The following is a 19,340-nucleotide window of genomic DNA, read 5'->3' on the forward strand; positions in this document are numbered from 1 at the left end:
CGGCCATCCGGCATACACACGACTGACTAGCAGGAGTTGGTTCATGTTTGAAAAAATTCTGATCGCAAACCGTGGCGAAATTGCGCTGCGGGTATTGCGCGCTTGCAAAGAGTTGGGCATTAAAACCGTGGCGGTTCACTCGCAGGTAGACCGCGATTTGAAACACGTGCGCCTTGCCGACGAGACCGTTTGCATTGGCCCCAACCCATCACCTAAAAGCTACTTGAACATACCGGCGATCATTTCCGCTATGGAAATTACCGACTCGGTAGCGGTGCATCCAGGCTACGGCTTTTTAGCTGAAAATGCCGACTTTGCCGAACAAGTACAAAAGAGTGGCTTTGTGTTCATCGGCCCCGATCCCGACGTGATTCGCCTGATGGGCGACAAGGTATCCGCCATCGCCGCCATGAAGCGAGCCGGCGTACCCACAGTGCCCGGTTCCGACGGCCCACTACCCGATGATCGCGAAGCCTGTTTGGCCACAGCCAAACGCATCGGCTATCCCGTCATTATCAAAGCCGCCGCCGGTGGTGGTGGCCGCGGTATGCGCGTGGTGCACACGGAAGCCGCGCTGGTAAATTCCATTCAGGTGACCAAGTCCGAGGCCAAAGGTGCCTTTGGTGACGACACCGTCTATATGGAAAAATTTCTGACCAACCCGCGCCACGTAGAAATTCAGGTGATGTCGGACGGTCAGGGCAACGCCATCCACTTGGGTGATCGCGACTGCTCGCTGCAGCGCCGCCACCAAAAAGTGCTGGAAGAAGCCCCCGCGCCCGGCATTCCAGACGATGTGCGCGCCGCCGTGCAGGCGTCATGCGTAAAAGCCTGTGTTGACATCGGCTACCGCGGTGCTGGCACCTTTGAGTTCCTGTACGAGGACGGCCATTTCTACTTTATCGAAATGAACACCCGCATTCAGGTGGAGCACCCCGTCACCGAAATGGTCACCGGCGTAGATTTGATCAAAGAGCAAATCAGCGTGTGCGCGGGCAATAAGCTGTCGCTCAGGCAGGAAGACATCGTCATTAAGGGCCACTCCTTTGAGTGCCGCGTGAACGCGGAAGACCCCAAGACGTTTATGCCTTGCCCCGGCAAGGTCAACACCTTTCACTGCCCCGGCGGTCTGGGTGTGCGCGTCGACTCGCACATCTATGGCGGCTACACAGTGCCCCCCAACTACGACTCCATGATCGCCAAGATCATCACCTACGGCGACACCCGCGAAATTGCCTTAAACCGCATGCGCAACGCCCTGGATGAAGTGGTTATTGACGGCATTCGCACCAATATCCCGCTGCAAAAGGATTTAGTGCGCGATGAAGCCTTCCGCAAAGGCTGCGTCAATATTCACTACCTGGAGAAGAAGCTGGGCGAGAGCCACTAACACAGCGCCGCAAGCAAAACGTCAAAAGCCCCGATCTTCGGGGCTTTTTTTTGACCGCGCAACGCAGGACTACTGCGGTGGAATTGCGGCCCAGCTTCGTCTAATAACCGAGACATTCACCATCAGCCGACATAACAGCGAGATGCCCATGATCCGATTACTTAGCACAGGCCTGCTCGGCCTGTTCGCCCTGCTAGCACAGGTGGCAAGCGCTACCACGTTAGACCCAGCTCAGGACTACCACAGCCTGTCCAACCCCCACCAAGTATTGACCACCCACTTGAATCTGGACCTCGCGGTCGACTTTAAAAAGCGCGAATTGGCGGGCCACGTGATTTTCGATATCACCCGCAAAGATTCAGAGGCTAAGGAGCTTGTGCTGGACACGCGCGACCTTACCATCATTGCCGCTAGCGCCCGCATCGATGGCAAGTGGCAAAAAACCGGTTTCAAATTGGGTAAGGTCGACCCCGCGATGGGCCAAGCGCTGCGCATCGCACTGCCCAAGTCCGCCGATCAAATTAAGGTGCAATACCGCACCAGCCCGCAAGCATCGGGCCTGCAGTGGCTAACGCCCGCGCAAACCGCCGGCAAGCAACACCCTTTCTTATTTACGCAAGCTCAAGCTATTCACGCGCGCAGCTTTATTCCGCTGCAGGACACGCCGCAAGTGCGCACCACTTATGTAGCTACCCTGCGCACGCCCAAGGCCCTGCGCGCGGTTATGAGCGCCGAGAACACACCCAACGCACCTAAGACAGGCGTGTACACCTTTAAAATGCCACAGGCGATACCCTCCTACCTCATCGCCCTAGCCGTCGGTGACCTGGACTTCAAAGCCATGGGCGAGCGCACCGGTATCTACGCCGAGCCCTCCATGGTGGACAGCGCCGTGGCGGAATTTGAAGATACCGAAGCCATGCTAGAGGCCACCGAAAAAGCCTACGGTCCCTACAGCTGGGGTCGCTACGACCTCCTGATTTTGCCGCCGAGCTTTCCCTTTGGCGGCATGGAAAACCCACGCTTAAGCTTCATTACGCCCACGGTTATCGCCGGCGACAAGAGCCTGGTGTCACTCATCGCCCACGAACTGGCGCACTCCTGGTCAGGCAACACGGTCACCAACGCCACTTGGCGCGACCTGTGGCTCAACGAGGGCCACACCACCTACCTGACCTACCGCATCATGGAGATCATCTATGGCACGGATCGCTTTAACATGGAGAGCGTGCTCGGATATCAGGATTTGCAGAGCGATTTAGCCGACTTGCCCCTGCCCTATCAGCAGCTGGCCATCGATTTGCGCGGCAAGGACCCAGACGATGCGTTTTCCGACGTGCCCTATGAAAAGGGCGCACTGTTGCTGAAAGAATTGGAAGCGCGCGTGGGCCGGCCCGCCTTTGATGCCTATCTCAAGCAATACATTGCCGATTTCGCCTTCCAAAGTTTGACCTCCGAAGAGTGGCTCGCCTACGTCCAGAAGCACTTGGTAGACAAATACCCAGAGCAGGTTTCCATGGCGCGCTTGAAACAGTGGATTTACCAGCCCGGCATTCCCGAGGGTGCACCTAAGCCAGAATCGGACGCCTTTACCAAAGTGGATCAGGACCGTGCCGCTTGGCTCGCAGGCGAGCGTCGCGCCAGTCAAATCGATGTCGCCCAATGGACGGTGCACCAGTGGCTCTACTTCCTAAACAACATGCCCTCCGCACTCAAAGCTGCGCAACTGGCTGAGTTGGACAAGCAATTCAAACTCACCGCCAGCCGCAACAATGAAATCGCCCACAGCTGGTTGCTCATTGCCATTCGCAATCAGTATCAACCGGCCTACGAACGCCTCGAGGACTACCTGGTACATATCGGACGCCGCAAGCTCATCACGCCGCTCTACAAAGCGCTGATGGACAGCCCCACCGGCGCCAAGTTTGCCAAACGCGTGTACGCCAAAGCCCGCCCCGGCTACCACCCGCTGGCGCAGGGCACCATGGACGCCATCGTCAACCCCTAAGCCAACAACGCAAAAAGCCCGCATGTGCGGGCTTTTTTTGGGGTGCCTAAAAATTTTAGACATAAAAAAAGCAGGCTAAAAAGCCTGCTTTTTTCTCAATCGCAGATACTTAGATCGCGACGATGTTCTCAGCCTGTGGGCCTTTCTGGCCTTGGGTCACAGTGAACTGAACAGCTTGGCCTTCGGCCAAGGTTTTGAAACCTGAACCAGAGATAGCGCTGAAGTGTGCGAAAACGTCTGGGCCAGACTGCTGCTCAATGAAGCCGAAGCCTTTTGATTCGTTAAACCATTTTACGGTGCCGGTTACGGTATTAGACATACGGAATAATCCTGTAGGTATTGTATAAATGTGCCTGCTAGAGGCGGTAATAGCTGAAAATAAAGTCTGGAATCTAGCAACTACAGGACGAAAATCTGCCGTGCGGCATCGAAATGAAGTGTACAAACAAGAGGCTTACTTTTTGCTACCGGTGAAAGTATAGATAAGTCTCCACGGTGTCAACGTTTTTTATCACTATCGCAGAAATTCAACGCTTGGCCTCAGGCCTTTAGACAGGCTCTAGGTCCTTGATTTATAGTCGAAAATTTAGCGGGCCCCAAGAGCCGCCAAAATACGGACATTTCGAACTGCACACCAGGAGCAACTATGCAGCATGCCATTCGAACCCCCTTTTTGTTGGTTCTGCCACTACTCGCGGCACTGCCTTCCGAGGCCCACGCTGAAGGCAGCATCGGTATCGCCGCAGCCGTATCTACCAAGGGCATATTCAGCCCAGAAATTGAACGCTTTACGATTTCAGATGTACACAAAGACTCCGCCGCGCAAGCTGCTGGCCTAAAAGTGGGCGACCAAGTGGTGGCCATTGATGGCTGTCGCATTCCCGGCTGCCCGGCCAAAAAAGCAAAATCGCTGATGAGCCGCGAGCCCGGTGAGGTGCTGCCGTTGATGGTGGTCGATGGGTCGGGCTCAGAACGCCTTATCAATATCAATGTACGCTGATTCGCACATACAAAACCATGAGGCTAGTCATGCAAATTGTACGAACGCTATGCGTTTTTATGGCAGTGTTTTCCAGTGCGCAACTCGCCAGCGCTGACACAGATTCATCACCCCTCTCGCGCATCGATAACTACTTAGCGAAGGGAGTCGAGCAAGAGGGTTTTTCCGGCGCCCTGCTCATTGCCGAGCGCAACGAGATCGCACTCCATCAATCCTATGGAATGGCCGATAGAGACCAGCAACGCCCCATCACGGCAGACAGCGTATTTGACATCGGATCGGTGACAAAACAATTTACCGCCGCTGCCATTTTGCTTTTAGTAGAACAAAAGCAATTAACGCTATCCGACACTCTCGCGCAACATTTTAAGGGTGTGCCGAAAGATAAGCGCCACATTACCTTACATCAGCTACTGACCCATTCCGCGGGCATTACCGACAGCGTCGGCGATGGCGATTTCGACCACATGCCCACCGACGTTTTTTTCAAGCAGGTACTGGCGTCGCCACTCGCCTTCGAGCCGGGCACGGGTTTCCGCTACTCAAATACGGGCTACAGCTTGCTAGCACGCATCATTGAACTCCAGTCAGAACAAGAGTATGAGCAATTTGTACGCGAGCATTTATTTAAACCCGCCGGCATGAATCATACCGGTTATTTGCTGGCGAACTGGTCCCAAGATCAGCGGGTCAGCGGCTACCAGCTGGGCGAGTTCTCTGTGGGCGCGATGACCGAGCGCTATCAACGCGACGGCAAAATATCATGGGTGCTCAAAGGTAATGGCGGTATCAACGCCACGATGACCGACATGTTCCTCTGGTATCGCGCACTGCGAAACCACACTGTGCTCACGCCGCACAGCATCGATTTACTCACCAGGCCGCACGTCAAAGAGAATCCCGAAGGCCGCAGCCACTATGCCTATGGCTGGGCCATTTTCAAATCGCCGCGGGACACGAAAATAGTTGCCCATAACGGCTCCAATGGCATTTTTTACTTTGATTTCATCTGGCTGAAAGACGAAGACAAAGCCATCATTTACGCCACCAACGCACTGACACCCAACGTGCAAGAAGTGGGGTTAACGGCGGAGCGAATGCTCTTTGATGATGCCTTCACACCCGATCCGCTGACCCTTCATCTAACCACCGAGCTGTTGCGCGTAGCCCAAGCTCACACGGGCAGCCCCGATGCGCTTGAGCAAAAAATAGTGACCGCCTACGCCGCTCGCATTGACCACCCCGCCTATCTGAATCGAGCCGGATTGGCCCTGGTTAGAAACGGCCAAATCCAACAAGCACTGCCACTGCTGCGCGCCAACCTGGCAATTTTTCCAACAGACGGCAATTTGTGGGACAGCTTGGGCGAAGCCTATTTTACCAATGCGCAGTACTCACAGGCCAAGGAGAGCTTTGAAAAAGCCCTTGCCTTTAAAGATCCGGATCGCTGCTATTGGTGCAGTAATTCCGAACAAATGCTCAAGCGTATTGAGAAAAAATCCAATCCGCTGTAAACGAGTAATCACAACCGGCCACGCCAAGCAATGCCCCAATCGACACCGGGGATATTGTTCGGCGTTCACACAGCGCTGGGCATTGAGCTGAGCGCAGCAAGGACTGCACCTACATCCGTTGAGCGCCGACTAGGCGCTTGCGGTAGAATGCCGAAAATCCCTCAATGAAGACGCACACTATGGCTTGGCTATTGCTACTCATCGCCGGCATGTTTGAAATTGTATGGGCCATAGGATTGAAACAAACCGATGGGTTTAGCCGTCTGTGGCCGAGCTTGCTCACCTTGGCGGCCATGGCACTGAGCTTTACCTGCTTAGCTCTCGCGCTCAAGTCCATTCCCATCGGCAATGCCTACGCCATTTGGACCGGTATTGGTGCCGTGGGCGTCGCCATTGCGGGCATGGTTTGGTTCGGTGAATCGGCCGACATCAAGCGCTTAGCCTGTATCGCGCTCATCGTGATTGGCATTGCAGGCCTTAAATTGCTGACACCGGAGACCCATCAGGCATGATTAGCCGCCGCCTACACAAAATACTTGGGCTTTTATTGCTGCTTCCACTGTTGGCGTGGGGCGCCACGGGTATCGTCTTCTATTTCAAACCGGGCTATGGCGACGCCTACGAACAATTAACCCCTAAATTTTACCCACTGAAAAACGTTGCGCCGCTAATCCCCGAGAACTCAGCGCAGTGGCTCAAAGCGACGCGCGTACAAACGCAATTGGGGCAGCACCTGTTGGTGAATACGGCCGACGGGGTAGCACACTTGAATGCCAGCACTGGCGCTGAATTTAGCCAGCCCACCGACGCGCAACTGCGCGCGTTTATCAACGATGCCATCGCCCACAACCCCGCGCGTTACGGGCAAGTGATTGAGCGCGAGGGCGATGTGTTTACCACCAACACTGGCGTGGTCATCACCTTGGATTGGCCGCGCCTACAATTGCGCCAGCGCGGGCCAGACACCGAATTCATTGACACCCTATACCGCATTCACTATTTGCAGTGGAGCGGTTTCAAAACCTTTGACCGCGTTTTCGGGTTGCTCGGTATCGCGCTGCTCTTTAGCCTAAGCCTGCTTGGATTTTGGCTCTACCTACAACATCGCCGTCGCACTCAACGGCCCACACGCTAACGGAAAATGATCATGAATACTCCGCCATTGGACTCGAAACCCTACGACATCGGCACAGCAGGCAGCCCCTGGTCAGACGCCGAGAAAAGCCAGTGGTTGGCCCGCCAAAAAAAGCATCGGCTACACGCACAGGATGTACTGCCTCGCATCGACGCCCTGCGAGATCGCTTTGATGTGATCGAATACGGTCAACTCGACTACCTTGAGATAGCAAACGCGGCAACGCTGGGTGGCCACTATCCATTGCTTGCCGTGCGCAGCCGGAGTGCCAGCCAGTTGCCCTTGGTCATTGTCACCGGCGGCGTGCACGGCTATGAAACCAGCGGGGTGTTGGGCGCACTCACTTTTTTGGAAACTGAAGCGCAATTTTACGCAGACCATTTCCAATTATTGGTGATCCCCTGTGTGAGCCCTTGGGGTTACGAAACCATTAACCGCTGGAATCCCAACGCCATAGACCCCAATAGATCCTTTGGCGCCAAGGGCGTGGCAGCGGAAGCCCAACTGCTCAAAAAATTTGTAACCGGTTTGGGTATAGAGCCACTGGCCCATATCGATCTGCACGAAACCACCGATACCGACAATTCGGAATTCCGCCCCGCACTCGCCGCCCGCGACGGCGTAACGAATAAAAACTGGAACATTCCAGACGGTTTTTACTTAGTGGATTGCAGCGCCCGCCCACAGCCGGATTTTCAACGGGCCATACTCGATAGTGTTGCACAGGTAACGCACATCGCCGATGCAGACGCCGATGGAAAGTTGATCGGCACGCCGCTGTCTCAACCCGGCACTATCGAGTACCCCACGCAAAAAATAGGGCTGTGCACTGGAATGACTAAGGCGCCATACACCTCTACAACCGAGGTCTATCCAGACAGCCCCAAGGCAACCCCCGCGCAATGTACTCAGGCGCAAGTGGCCGCGATTACTGGCGGTCTGAATTATTTGCGGAATTTACGTTCACAGGCGCGCTAATCCGGCGCGCCCCAGCCAATAGCGCGACCCATTGCGGCAATTGATTCACTAATTGGAACAATTGCGCGATGAATTTGACGGCGGTATTGGCTGTGGCTGCCAGTCACTCATAACGTATCAATTGCGCCACCACAATGATGAGTAGGCAGCACCAAAGGGCGCGGCGCAGTCTACTTATCCCCTTCCGTTATCCCTAAATGAACTTAACCCGTTTCCGGTAGGCCCGAATGTGTCTTAGCAATCGCAGGGTTTGAATGTGATCATGGAGACTTGCCCAAACAACGGGAGGGTACCCCATGGAAATCGCGCAATCGGTGGCCCACTATTTAGAGAGCCGCCAAATTCCTCACGACGTGGTTGATCACCCACAAACCCAATCATCCCTGCAAACCGCGCGCAGCGCGCGCATTGCACCCAGCCAACTGGCAAAAGCTGTAGTGGTCAAAGAAGACGATCAATTTATCATGTGCATTTTGCCCGCCACGCATCTACTGGTATTAGAGTGGCTGGATCGCGAGCGCAGTGGCAGTCACCGCCTGGCACTGGAATCTGAATTGGACACACTATTTCCGGATTGTGCCACTGGGGCGATACCCGCCCTGGGGCAGGTTTACGGCATGAAAGTCATTTGGGATAACAGCCTCAATAACCACAAGGAAATCTATTTTGAGGCCGGCAACCATCGCCAACTGGTGCATTTAGACACGGAAGAGTTTATGAGCCTTATGTGTCAGGTAGAGCACGCCACCATTGCCTGCCCCCACGAGTCCGCGGAATTTCGACGCATAGCGCACTAACCACATAGCAAACAGCCGGCAAGGAGGCCGGCCCCCATTAATTTGATTCATAGTCAACTGCAATCGCCTTCGCTTTGATCACGCCCCACCAATCGGTACACTGACGGCTTTTTGGAGCGCTTGTCGATGAGCCACAACGCCGAATTTCTGAACCGCCAACAGGAATCAGAAACCCGTATCGTTAAAGCCATATTCCCCAACACCACCAATCACCACAATACCTTGTTCGGAGGTCAAGCATTGTCGTGGATGGATGAAGCCGCCTTCATATCCGCCACGCGCTTTTGCCGCAAACCTCTAGTAACCGTGTCCACCGACCGCATAGATTTCAAGGAACCCATACCAGCAGGGACTTTTGTTGAACTGGTTGCACGGGTGACACAAGTTGGCCGCACCAGCCTGACGGTGCGCGTAGATATTTGCATTGAGAGCATGTACGCCGACGGCCAACATCAAGCCATTAACGGTGAATTTAAATTTGTCGCCATTGATGAAAACCGCAGGCCAACCCCGGTGTTAGACTAGCGAGAAAAACCGCCTATGTTGGAGCCTCAAAATATTTTCGTCCATCTGCCGGATGCCAGCGATTAAGAAATATTTGAACTACTGGCCAGTGCCAACGGTTGCCGGGCAGAGCGCATAGTCAGCCAGGACCAGCACACGCCCGCGAGCGAATGGTACGACTAATCAAGCACCGAGTGGGTCATACTACTGCAAGGCGCGGCGATTCTGGATTACGAAGACGAAAATCAGTGCAGATAAAACCCCGGCAACCACCTCACGCTGGCCGCTCACTGCCGGCACCGCTTCGCGTGGACGCACCCAACGGAAGCCACCGTCTGGATCGCCGTCCACTTCTGAGTTGCGGCGGCCACAATTGCGTCATAGTTTCCATCCGCTGGATCAATGAGCTGAGATTCGGTAACCCGAGTTGGCGCCCCCCTTTCTAGATATCTCGAATTATGTCGATACCCAACCGCGCTCTCCGCACAAGGGCGCTGCGGTGCAGCGGCACTGGCCGGCCGTTACAGGCACGGCAATCAACAAGAGGATTTATGCGCCATATGGCGGGAACTTGAATGCCGCCAAAGGACGCTCGCTGGCAGCCACTCCTTCAAACCGGTATTCTTTGCCGATTGCGCGCGCGACACATGACACACAAATTACCCGGGGTGAATCAATGGCTGCACGCAACGGACAGGATGGACGCGTCACGCTTGATCGATCAAGGTTAAAGGCGCTCAGAAAGCAATGCGGCCTCTCGCAAGAGCAGGTAGCTCTCGCGTGTGCTGAACAAGGGCTCTACGTGTCCATCGCCTCGCTCAAACGCGCTGAAACCAATAACAATGTGCTCTACCGCACCGCGCGTGATCTGGCATCCTTTTACCAAGTTGCACTGGAATCCTTAACTGTTCCAACGCAAGATGGCGCGCCCCATAGCGACTCCCAAATACAAAAGCTGGACGACAGCCACGCTGCCATTTTGTTCAGCGCCAGGCTTACGGAATCTGGCGAGCCCTCACTATCGCTCACGCAACTTGCACCCATAAACGCCATTGAACGTCAGTCGACTGACAACATTGATTGCATCCAGCTGCACGGCGATTGGGTGCAGTTGTGTTTTGGCGTAGAACGGGTTTCACCCCGCCTCCTAGATCAGGTGGCCGCCTTCATTCACGAATTGCACACATGCGCGCAACAGGAAGATGCCGGAATTACCATTTTGCTGACCGAATGCAAGGTAATATCTCACTACGTTGGCCAGCAGGCACAACACCAGCTAAATACTGACAGTCTGGCATTGCATCAACACCTCGCGAACCAACTGCCCGCCTTCGGCACTTGGGTTGATGCATCCTTGCGAGCCTCCGCCGGCTACCGCTACACACTCACGCCCCTATCAGCAATGGGTACTCAGGCAGCGCCCTCCCATTCACTTTGGCATCTCGATTTAAGTAAACAAAGGCGCGACGTCGCTGACTTTGTTGGGCGGCGCGCAGAGTGCATACAATTTAAATCGCTGCTCGAGTCTGCCGAGGAGTATCAAGCGGCACAGCTGATAGTTTTGCAGGGGGCCGCAGGCATTGGAAAATCGCGTCTACTAAAGGAGTACCAACGCCTAGCCGGGCAAGCCAACTGCGGACGGGTCACTGGCTTTCACTTTGACTACGAAATTGAAGAGGCCGAGCGAGCACTACCCAGCCTCGCGCGCCAATTAATTGAACTTATAGAGCTTGAAAAACCCGATGGCCACAGCAGCGCAGAGGAGCGCCAGCCCGGCCAAACTGATGCAGCACTCGGTGAGCCCGGCATTCTGAAAAGCTGGCTGCAAGAATCGCCAACCGCAGAAGAGCTATTAAAGCTCGACAACGCAACGTCTGCCCAGCTGATTCAATACCAAGCAAAGACCATGGCCGCACTTATATGCCGGGCCAGTGCCAAACGGCCACTGTTAATAACCGTTGAAGATTTACACTGGGCCGACACCAATTTTATTGATGTCATCAAAATGGTCACCCAGCTGACTGCCGAGCAGTCGGTAATCTACGCCTTTAGCGCGCGCCCCGATACCGAAAAAATGCTTCACTTCGTGCAGGATATCAGCGCATTACCGTGCATCACCCTCAACCTGTGCCCACTGAGGGACACGGAAATGCGCCAGCTAGGGCTGGCCCTTGGAGCCACGGGCGAAACGCACCTGCGCCATTGCATTACTCGATCTGAGGGCAATCCGCTGTTTCTGGAACACCTGCTCAACGAATATCAGAATCACGAACAGCACCTGCCGCTGACTATCCAAGCACTCTTTCTTACGAAGATTCAGCGGCTAACGTCATTGGATCAGATGGCCGCAGGCGCCGCAGCGATTATTGGCCGAAATTTCGATCTAGCCACGCTGCGAAAAATTATCGGCGCTCCGGAATATGACGCCACCTCCCTGTGCCGAGCGCGCTTGGTGACACGCCAGCAGGACAGTTTCGAGTTTTGCCATGCGTTGATTTATGAATGCATTTACAACTCAATTCAAACCCACTCCCGGCGAGCGCTGCATCTGCAGTGTGCGCAGCAATACAAAACCTCAGATGCCACGCTTTACGCCTATCACCTGATCAAGGCAGCACACAGTGATGCAGCGGCGGCAACGCGCGAAGCGGCGGAGATATTGCTGGCCCGACACCAGTTCGAGCGCGCGCTCAGCTTGATCCAAGAGGCTTTGGCGCTGCCGGCTCTTGGGCCTGCGGCATCCTGCCTGTTGCGCCTGCAGGGCACGCTGTACACCCGCATAGGCGACAATCAGGCGGCCATCGAAAAATTGCAGCAGGCCCTAGACCTTGCAGAGACCGATACTCAAGTTATAGAGGCACATATTCAGCGCGCCGACTGCATGAATACCTTAGATGATTTTGACGCAGCGATTGCACACTTAGATCGCGCAGAAGCGCTAGCGGAAAATATTCAATCCAACCAGCACCTGGCGCGCATCAACTACCTGCGTGGAAACTTCTACTTTCCCAAAGGCGACTCTGCTCGCTGCGAACAATTCCATCAACGCGCGCTGGATTTTGCGCGCCGCTGCGAGGATCCAGAACTGCAGGCCCGCGCGCTAGGCGGCTTAGGTGATTCAGCCTACGCAGATGGAAAAATGTACACTGCCTTCGAGGCCATTAGTCAATGCCTCACGCTGTGTGATAAGCACCGCCTAACGCACGTTAAAGCGGCAAATCTTTTCATGCTGGCCACCACACAAATCTATCAAACCAGAACCCAAGATGCTTTGTTCAATGCTCACGAATCAGCGGCACTGGCACATAAAGTTGGCCATCAACGGGCGGAGATAGTCTCGCGTTTGACCGCGGCGTGGATTCTCATTGATCAGTTGGAACTAGTTAGCGCGCAGGCACAAATTGACGGCGCACTGAAGCTCGCGAGCGAAGTAGGGGCTAAGCGCTTCGAACCTTTTCTAATGGAAAGTGCGGCGAGAACCGCGCTCTACCAAGGCGACGGCACGGGCGCAAAAATAGTGATAGCCAAGGCCGTTGAAACAATGGAAACCCTTTCGCTGCAGCGGTTTATCGGCCCATGGCTATACGGCACCCAGGCGCTGATAGAGGCGCATGGTGGCGCTGCTGATTCCAACAAGCTAGCAGTGCGAAGCCGCCTAAATCAGGGCCAAGCGCTACTTGTTCAAGGTTGCGTGGGCCACAATTATTTTCGATTCTACTGGGCCGCCATTGAATCCATGCTGTTGCTAGGCGACGGCAAGAGCGCGCTCTACTATTGCCGCGCACTGGGCGAATACACAGCAGAAGAAGCAACGCCTTGGACGGAATATTTCCTCGACCGCGCTACGCTGCTGGCGGCGCTGTTGGAGGCTAAGCCGTCTACCCGACCCGCTGCACAAGCGCAGCTGCTGTATCGGCGTGGCAAGGAGGCCGGGCTGCTTACGTCATTGCCATTGCTGGAGCAACACCTTCCCTCGCTCGCTGAGCCGTCACAGCCCGGCAAGTGAATTCCACCTGTACTAGCTCACGAGCCCATACCAAGTCTCATGCGGTTACGAAAGTTTCAGCTTCGCACAGATGCTGCGGGCAATACTCTGGCCCTGTAGCCAACACTCCTCATGGAGACCCGCCCCCAACGACCAGCCGCCGGTAAAAAACAAGCGCGGTAGTGATTCGTGGTATTTTTTTATTTCTTGCTGCGTATGAAAACAGGCACTGTCCAATAAATTGTGTTTGAAATACTCAACTACTTGAGAGTCCCCCAACGCCTGCCCATCATTCCCAACCATGAGAAGATCTCTTTTTTTAAGCACATACTGATCGGGAATTCTCGTCATGGGATTCAAAGTCACAAACACCTGTGGCGCACCCGCCGAGTTCCATTGGTCACCGGAAACGTCATTCTGGTGGCGATTGCACACGTAGGTCATAGAATAAGGTTTGAGCCCCGCGCCCTGACGAATCGCGACATTGTAGGTTCGCCAGGCGTTGACATCCGGCGGCAGCAATCGGGTATAGGTGTGGGCAACAGCGACGCTGGTCGTGTAGCTAATACTCGCCAACCATTTACGCACCTGCGATTCGCTTTTTCCTGCCAGAGACTCGGTTAGCACTGCACCCTGTTCGAAAACCAGCGCTCGCTGGGCAGCGTCGGCGTGGGTCGCCATGATGCAGTAGTCATAAAGTATTTCAGATACTGCGGCCTTCGACGCTCCGTTTTTACCAGCGGAATCTTTTTCATCGCTTGGCTCACAGTCACGCTCATCTTCCCCTTCGTGACCCACCAGAAAGCCAGATTCAACAACCTTGAGTGCAACAGCTCTTCGCAGGAACTCTATTTCCAGCACCGGCTGGCCATCGACAGCTTCCTGATTAATTTTTTTCGGTAGATCACCAGAAATATAGCTCGCCAGGTGATAGAACCAATGCGATGCGCCCTGCGTGAAGTAGCGTCGATCGGGCGGGACACTGTCGCCCCCCACACCCTCTTGAAATCGGTAATAACGGTAGGGCGCCGCGAGCAGCATCTGCTCTGGGCCGGCATCATTGGCGAAATACATCGCGGAAATTCTCGGGTAGTAAACGCAGTCGCGCAGCAGTCGCAGACATGCCATTGTGTCTTCTATGTCATCCGCCGCCCAATAGGCGGAATAATCGCATTGGCCTGAATCCGGGTTGCAGAGGCTATCGTTCGAAACCTCTTGAAGCACTTTTGCATTTTTGGCGAGCACCCGGTCAAAAAACTGGCTGACGGTAGTTGTAAGATCGTACTCGGGCGTAGCGGGCTTCGGGTCGCAGCGCCGGTAAACTTGTTTCAGCGCCGCCTTGTCGACGATAGCCATCAAACACTTATACTTGCCATTTTTGGCCCGATCGAGGTCTCTGTTTTGATCGCTGACCCCCGCCCGCAGGCCGCCATCCATTGTATAGCAGAGCTGTTCCTGCTCGGAGAAAAAGCACACCGAGTCCTCCAGCGCCTTTAGATTTTCACTCGCAGCTTCAGCGCTACTGTCTTCACTGCACTTACCGTAGTAACCCGTCTCCGCCATCACCCGTGCGATATTGTGATAAGACGATAGGTTGATGTCGTTGACACCCATGTCCACCCAGCGCCGCACCGGCTCACTGACCGCACCGGCTTTTACCCCTAGCTCCACAACCTGGCTATCGATATTGCCGCCAGTTCGAAGGTTGCGTTCGTAGATGTGTATTCTCACTTTGCGCTTGCCAGCCACACCCTTGGCCAGCTCATAGGCGGCCGCCATTCCGGATAACCCACCACCAACAATCGCTACGTTAATCCACCCCGAGTCGTCGTTCATTTATGCAGCCCTCTTCGCAAACGCGGAAACAGGATTTTACTTTGCGACGCAGCTGCGCGCAGGTCAAGCGCACCGGGCATCTGATACCAAACTGATACGCCAGTGATCCCAAGCTGATCTCGATAACACCGAGGCTGCACCGGATACTTGATACATCCCAATCTGATCAGTATTGCTCGGGCAGGGATTGCGAAAGTGGCGCACAAATGCGCTGCGTTAAATCATTTTGCAAGGAGCAACACCATGAAAAATCTACAGCCTTACCAACTAATATGGTCCTTTTGTATGCTTTGCTTTATCGCAACGTCACTCAAGGCCCAAGACACCGAACCCCCGCAACTGGTTCTAGAACCTCCGCACTATGTAACTGCCAACAGCACCTATCACTTTACGCCGACGCTCAGCACGCCTCCCAACGGCCTGTTCTTTGAGCTGGAAAATGGTCCGGTTTGGATGAGCCTTGACCCTGGAACAGGCACACTGTCTGGCGCACCAACGGTCGAAGATGTAGGTGGTAGCTACGACATTGTTCTCAAGCTCACAGACGGCATGGATATGCAGCATGATCTGGCATTGTTTTACGTTGATGTGTTGCCACTGCCATTGTCACAAGACAACTTATCTGCCGATGGATCGATTATCGAAACGAACTCGGGCTATGAGTTGCAAGGACAATTGGATATTTCAGCCAATGGCCAAAGCCACACTCTATTGAATTCAGATCTTACCGTCGCGTTTGATGATGAGGGCAACTTGATTGCGGTAGAAGGCGAAGCCGAAGCGCCTGCGCAACTGTCGGATAATGTCACACTCAATACCGCCGTACGCTCAATTGTAGGTTATTACACTGGGGCTGAGCTGAATCAAATGGACGCCATCAATATTTCACTGAAAGATCAAGTGCGATATTTCGTGTACATGATAGAGAACCAAATCGATCTAACCATCGATAATCGCGACGGCTCCGGTCCTGAACAAGTGACGCTGACGCCACCATTAAACGGGAAAATCCTGATCATTACCGATATGAGCGATCCCATGTTTTACCGTTTCGCGTCAATTCCCTTCGGCCCCGAAATCGGCCATGGTGACTCCTATCACGGGCGCTTACCTTTTATCCCTTCATTAGGCTACGGCAAGCTACAAAGCTTTGATGGCCATTTGGTTGATCTTGGCTCAACCAGCCTGGGCTTTAAGGTGTTTGATTTTTTTGATTTCTCGGGTACGTGGGTAACGAAAATTCCAACGTTCAATGAAGTTGACCTAACAGATCCGCTTAACTCAACGCTTACCTATAAAATGGGCTTAAACGGCGAAGCTAACTATGGTCTGAGTGTCTTCGGGGTCGGAATTTTCTCATTCCCCTTTGGTGAAACCAGTGCAACCATGCACGTAGGTTTCGGGGAGGACCATTTTGCAATGCGCAACACCATTGCCCCCGACACCTCCTGGTTACCTGCTCACCTGCCCTTTTACAACAATGCCAATCTCACAGCCGATTGGTTCGTCACCGATACCGATTATGCAGCCAGCATCTCAGGGCAATTTGAGTCAACAATTCCTGCTGCAATACTTGACGGCACCATCTCACTGACCCCCGACGGTGTGACCATGACTGCAACAGTCGCAGACGACACCCTGTCACTGGCTGTCAACGCAGAGTTTCACGATACCGGCTATAACGCAGAAGTGATGATTCCGTCTGCCTTACAGGATCACCTCGCCGGTGATGTTAATGCCATGCTGGACGCCACGTTTGATGAAATTCAAACCGCACTGGACGCACTAACTGAGGCCACAAGTGCCTATGAATTTGAAGTGAGCTTGCGGGGCATTCGCAATAGCATTCCCGCTGTGGCCGACACTGCAATCAGCAGCCTCAACGCCATGCCCAGTGCGATTTACAACAGCGTATACAGCGCATCGCTAAACTATATGAAGAAAAAGTGCTGGTCTACCTGGATCGGCAAGCGCTGTTTGTATCACTACATCAATGAAGGTTCACACGCCCGCACCGCGGCCAATAGAGCCAAGGCAACAGCCGTAGCCCAACGCGACGCACTGGTACCGCTTTTTCAAAACCTAAAAACTCAAGCACTTGCTGCTGATAGCGAATCGCTACGCATAGCACTGGCCACGGCGCTGCAGACGGCCATCGACAATCGCACGACATCTGTTAAGGCCTACTATCGTATTAAAGTTCTAGGCAAGTACTACACCGTTATCAATAAAACGTACAACCGCACCCTGATTAGCAGCAGCAATACTCAAAAGCTCATTGACGCAAAAAGCTATATTCCGTATATCGCAGAGACTAGCGATATAAAGGTTTCTGCGCAGACGGTGGTAGATGAGCTGCCAACACAACAGGTCATTGAACAGGTACGCGATGAAATCCAACAAGGACTTACCGCAATTCCAACCATTGAGTCCTTAGGCTTCAGCGTTGAAAACGGTCAATACAGCGCCACCGTTCAGTTAGATGGACAATCCTATGACACTGATGTCAATCTCTTAACGGTCAACGCCCTGCGAGACTTCCTCAGCAAAAAAGCGACTGATCAACTGGTAGACCTTCCTTGAGGGGCTAGCGCACCAAGCTTGCCCAGGGGCGTCACTAGCAATCCTGCCCACGGGCGCCCCTAGCAATAGAGGCGCCCGTTTTTTGGGCCAACCAAACAAACGATTCAGTAATAAAGACCGCACAAAAAAGAACGCCGCAATCTGTCCCTAGATGATGTGCTTACTTCTTTAGCACTCCCTAGATACTACCTGACATCAGCTGGCACGCTCTCTAGCGCTTTTATCTGGCACAAGGTGTCGGCACATGTGATTGATTCAGTTTTTGCTAAATGCTCAGCAGCCTCCATCACCAACAAGAAAAACCTTGCAAAAACAGACCTTTACGTTAGTAAGTAATGCCATATACTGAATCCGGCATCCATCTTCTCTCCGTCAATTCCACCCCTGTCATTTAGTTACTGGCAGCGATCAGCCCAGCATCAGCGTTACATTCTGGCTCTTTTTTCCCAACCTAAAAAATGGGACTATAGGCGCAACCAATAATAACAGCTAAGCATGATTCTCTACCCAGCCAGCACTGAGTGCCGCTCGATGGAACCGGTCATGCGCAATACAGTGATCAACACATGGATAGCGACACTCGAAACACCTCCGAGCTTCTGCACAAGCTCAAAATTGATCGCCAAGCGCGCGAGGAACCTGCCGGCATCAGTACAAAATCCGCTGTGATATTGGCGTTTTTGATGACTGCTATTGGCATTGCAATTGGCTATGGGGTTGCCCCCGACACCCACGAGCAATCAACTACACAGCGAAGTGTCAGCGCTGCGCCTGCCAAGGCGCCGGCTCAGGCGGCTCAATCTGACACCCCCCTTTCCAAAACCACTGAATCCAACGCCGGCACCGCGGTACTCAACGCGTCTGGATATATCACGCCGCGGCTCGTCGCGACAGTCTCTGCCGAAGTGATGGGCCTCATTAGAACGGTGGAAGTAGAAGAAGGTATGGCGGTAACCAAAGACCAGGTGCTCGCCCGGCTAGATGACACCATTGCCAGTGTCAGCTTAAAGCAAGCAGAAGCTAATGTAAGCGCCGCCAAGTCCCGACTCGCGAGCAGTGACGCCGTGCTCGAAGAGGCACAACGTCAAGCCCGTAGAGCGAGTGAGAATAAATATTCCAGTGAATTGGAGAAGACGCAGGCGGTGACCAACTTGGCCACCGCCAAGGCCAATCGCGCAGGCGCATTAGCGGATTTGCAAAGCGCTCAATATGAAGCCCAGCGACGCGCAGAAATACTGGATGATCACACCATACGCGCGCCTTTTTCCGGCGTAGTGACCGTTAAGAATGCGCAACCCGGTGAAATTGTAGCCCCCAGCTCCGCCGGTGGTGGCTTCACCCGCACTGGCATTTGCACCATTGTCGACATGGATTCGTTAGAGATAGAAGTTGACGTCAACGAATCCTTTATCGGTCGGGTTAGCGCCCAACAGAAAGTTGAAGCTAAATTAGATGCCTACCCGGACTGGACCATCCCCGCCAGTGTGATTGCCATTATTCCAACGGCCGATCGCGGCAAAGCAACGGTTCGCGTGCGCATTCAAATCAACGTAAAGGACACCCGCATTTTGCCCGACATGGGCGTGAAAGTGGCGTTTTACTAAACCTAA

Annotated in this window: 14 protein-coding genes; 12 read left to right on the top strand and 2 right to left on the bottom strand. The window is 53.9% G+C overall.

Annotated features, from left to right (window positions below; translation table 11 throughout):
• Positions 1-43: 43 nt before the first annotated feature.
• Positions 44-1,390 (top strand): acetyl-CoA carboxylase biotin carboxylase subunit, encoded by a 1,347-nt coding sequence (accC, locus tag FHS30_RS13410; RefSeq protein WP_183911024.1) that lies wholly within the window; start codon positions 44-46, stop codon positions 1,388-1,390.
• A gap of 148 nt (positions 1,391-1,538) precedes the next feature.
• Positions 1,539-3,398 (top strand): M1 family metallopeptidase, encoded by a 1,860-nt coding sequence (locus tag FHS30_RS13415; RefSeq protein WP_221197312.1) that lies wholly within the window; start codon positions 1,539-1,541, stop codon positions 3,396-3,398.
• Between the two features lie 109 nt (positions 3,399-3,507).
• Here the strand turns inward: FHS30_RS13415 and FHS30_RS13420 are convergent, their stop codons facing one another.
• The gene (locus tag FHS30_RS13420; protein WP_183911026.1) at positions 3,508-3,717 is read right to left on the bottom strand and encodes a cold-shock protein; all 210 of its coding nucleotides are present in this window, start codon (positions 3,715-3,717) and stop codon (positions 3,508-3,510) included.
• Between the two features lie 327 nt (positions 3,718-4,044).
• On the opposite strand from FHS30_RS13420, the gene FHS30_RS13425 reads away from it, so the two are divergent.
• The 8 genes from FHS30_RS13425 to FHS30_RS13460 all read left to right on the top strand — a co-directional run bounded on the left by FHS30_RS13425 (position 4,045) and on the right by FHS30_RS13460 (position 13,332).
• A complete protein-coding gene (locus tag FHS30_RS13425) occupies positions 4,045-4,398 on the top strand; it encodes a PDZ domain-containing protein (protein WP_183911027.1) in 354 nt (117 codons plus the stop codon).
• Between the two features lie 29 nt (positions 4,399-4,427).
• Complete coding sequence (locus FHS30_RS13430; protein WP_183911028.1) at positions 4,428-5,912, top strand: serine hydrolase domain-containing protein; 1,485 nt, start codon at positions 4,428-4,430, stop codon at positions 5,910-5,912.
• Positions 5,913-6,076: 164 nt separating this feature from the next.
• Positions 6,077-6,424 carry a quaternary ammonium compound efflux SMR transporter SugE gene (gene sugE / locus FHS30_RS13435; protein ID WP_281368282.1) on the top strand — a complete coding sequence of 116 codons (348 nt, stop codon included), beginning with the start codon at positions 6,077-6,079 and terminating at the stop codon, positions 6,422-6,424.
• Positions 6,421-7,047 (top strand): PepSY domain-containing protein, encoded by a 627-nt coding sequence (locus FHS30_RS13440; RefSeq protein ID WP_183911029.1) that lies wholly within the window; start codon positions 6,421-6,423, stop codon positions 7,045-7,047. The genes sugE and FHS30_RS13440 overlap by 4 nt, the downstream gene beginning before the upstream one ends.
• Positions 7,048-7,059: 12 nt before the next feature.
• Complete coding sequence (locus tag FHS30_RS13445) at positions 7,060-8,025, top strand: M14 family metallopeptidase (protein ID WP_183911030.1); 966 nt, start codon at positions 7,060-7,062, stop codon at positions 8,023-8,025.
• Between the two features lie 296 nt (positions 8,026-8,321).
• Positions 8,322-8,822: an aminoacyl-tRNA deacylase gene (locus FHS30_RS13450; protein ID WP_183911031.1), complete on the top strand. Its 501-nt coding sequence runs from the start codon at positions 8,322-8,324 to the stop codon at positions 8,820-8,822.
• Positions 8,823-8,948: 126 nt separating this feature from the next.
• Positions 8,949-9,347 carry an acyl-CoA thioesterase gene (locus tag FHS30_RS13455; RefSeq protein ID WP_183911032.1) on the top strand — a complete coding sequence of 133 codons (399 nt, stop codon included), beginning with the start codon at positions 8,949-8,951 and terminating at the stop codon, positions 9,345-9,347.
• Positions 9,348-10,002: 655 nt separating this feature from the next.
• A complete protein-coding gene (locus FHS30_RS13460) occupies positions 10,003-13,332 on the top strand; it encodes a helix-turn-helix domain-containing protein (RefSeq protein ID WP_183911033.1) in 3,330 nt (1,109 codons plus the stop codon).
• Positions 13,333-13,377: 45 nt separating this feature from the next.
• Here FHS30_RS13460 and FHS30_RS13465 read toward each other — a convergent pair whose 3' ends face one another.
• Complete coding sequence (locus FHS30_RS13465; protein WP_183911034.1) at positions 13,378-15,147, bottom strand: NAD(P)-binding protein; 1,770 nt, start codon at positions 15,145-15,147, stop codon at positions 13,378-13,380.
• A gap of 243 nt (positions 15,148-15,390) precedes the next feature.
• Between FHS30_RS13465 and FHS30_RS13470 the strand changes: the two genes are divergently transcribed.
• Together FHS30_RS13470 and FHS30_RS13475 are read left to right on the top strand one after the other, a co-directional pair.
• Positions 15,391-17,730 (top strand): putative Ig domain-containing protein, encoded by a 2,340-nt coding sequence (locus tag FHS30_RS13470; RefSeq protein ID WP_183911035.1) that lies wholly within the window; start codon positions 15,391-15,393, stop codon positions 17,728-17,730.
• Between the two features lie 566 nt (positions 17,731-18,296).
• Positions 18,297-19,334, top strand: coding sequence for an efflux RND transporter periplasmic adaptor subunit (locus FHS30_RS13475; RefSeq protein ID WP_183911036.1), 1,038 nt, complete (start codon positions 18,297-18,299; stop codon positions 19,332-19,334).
• Positions 19,335-19,340 lie beyond the last annotated feature (6 nt).

Origin of the sequence: Simiduia aestuariiviva, from assembly GCF_014192475.1 — a bacterium.
In the GTDB taxonomy this organism is placed as follows: domain Bacteria; phylum Pseudomonadota; class Gammaproteobacteria; order Pseudomonadales; family Cellvibrionaceae; genus Simiduia; species Simiduia aestuariiviva.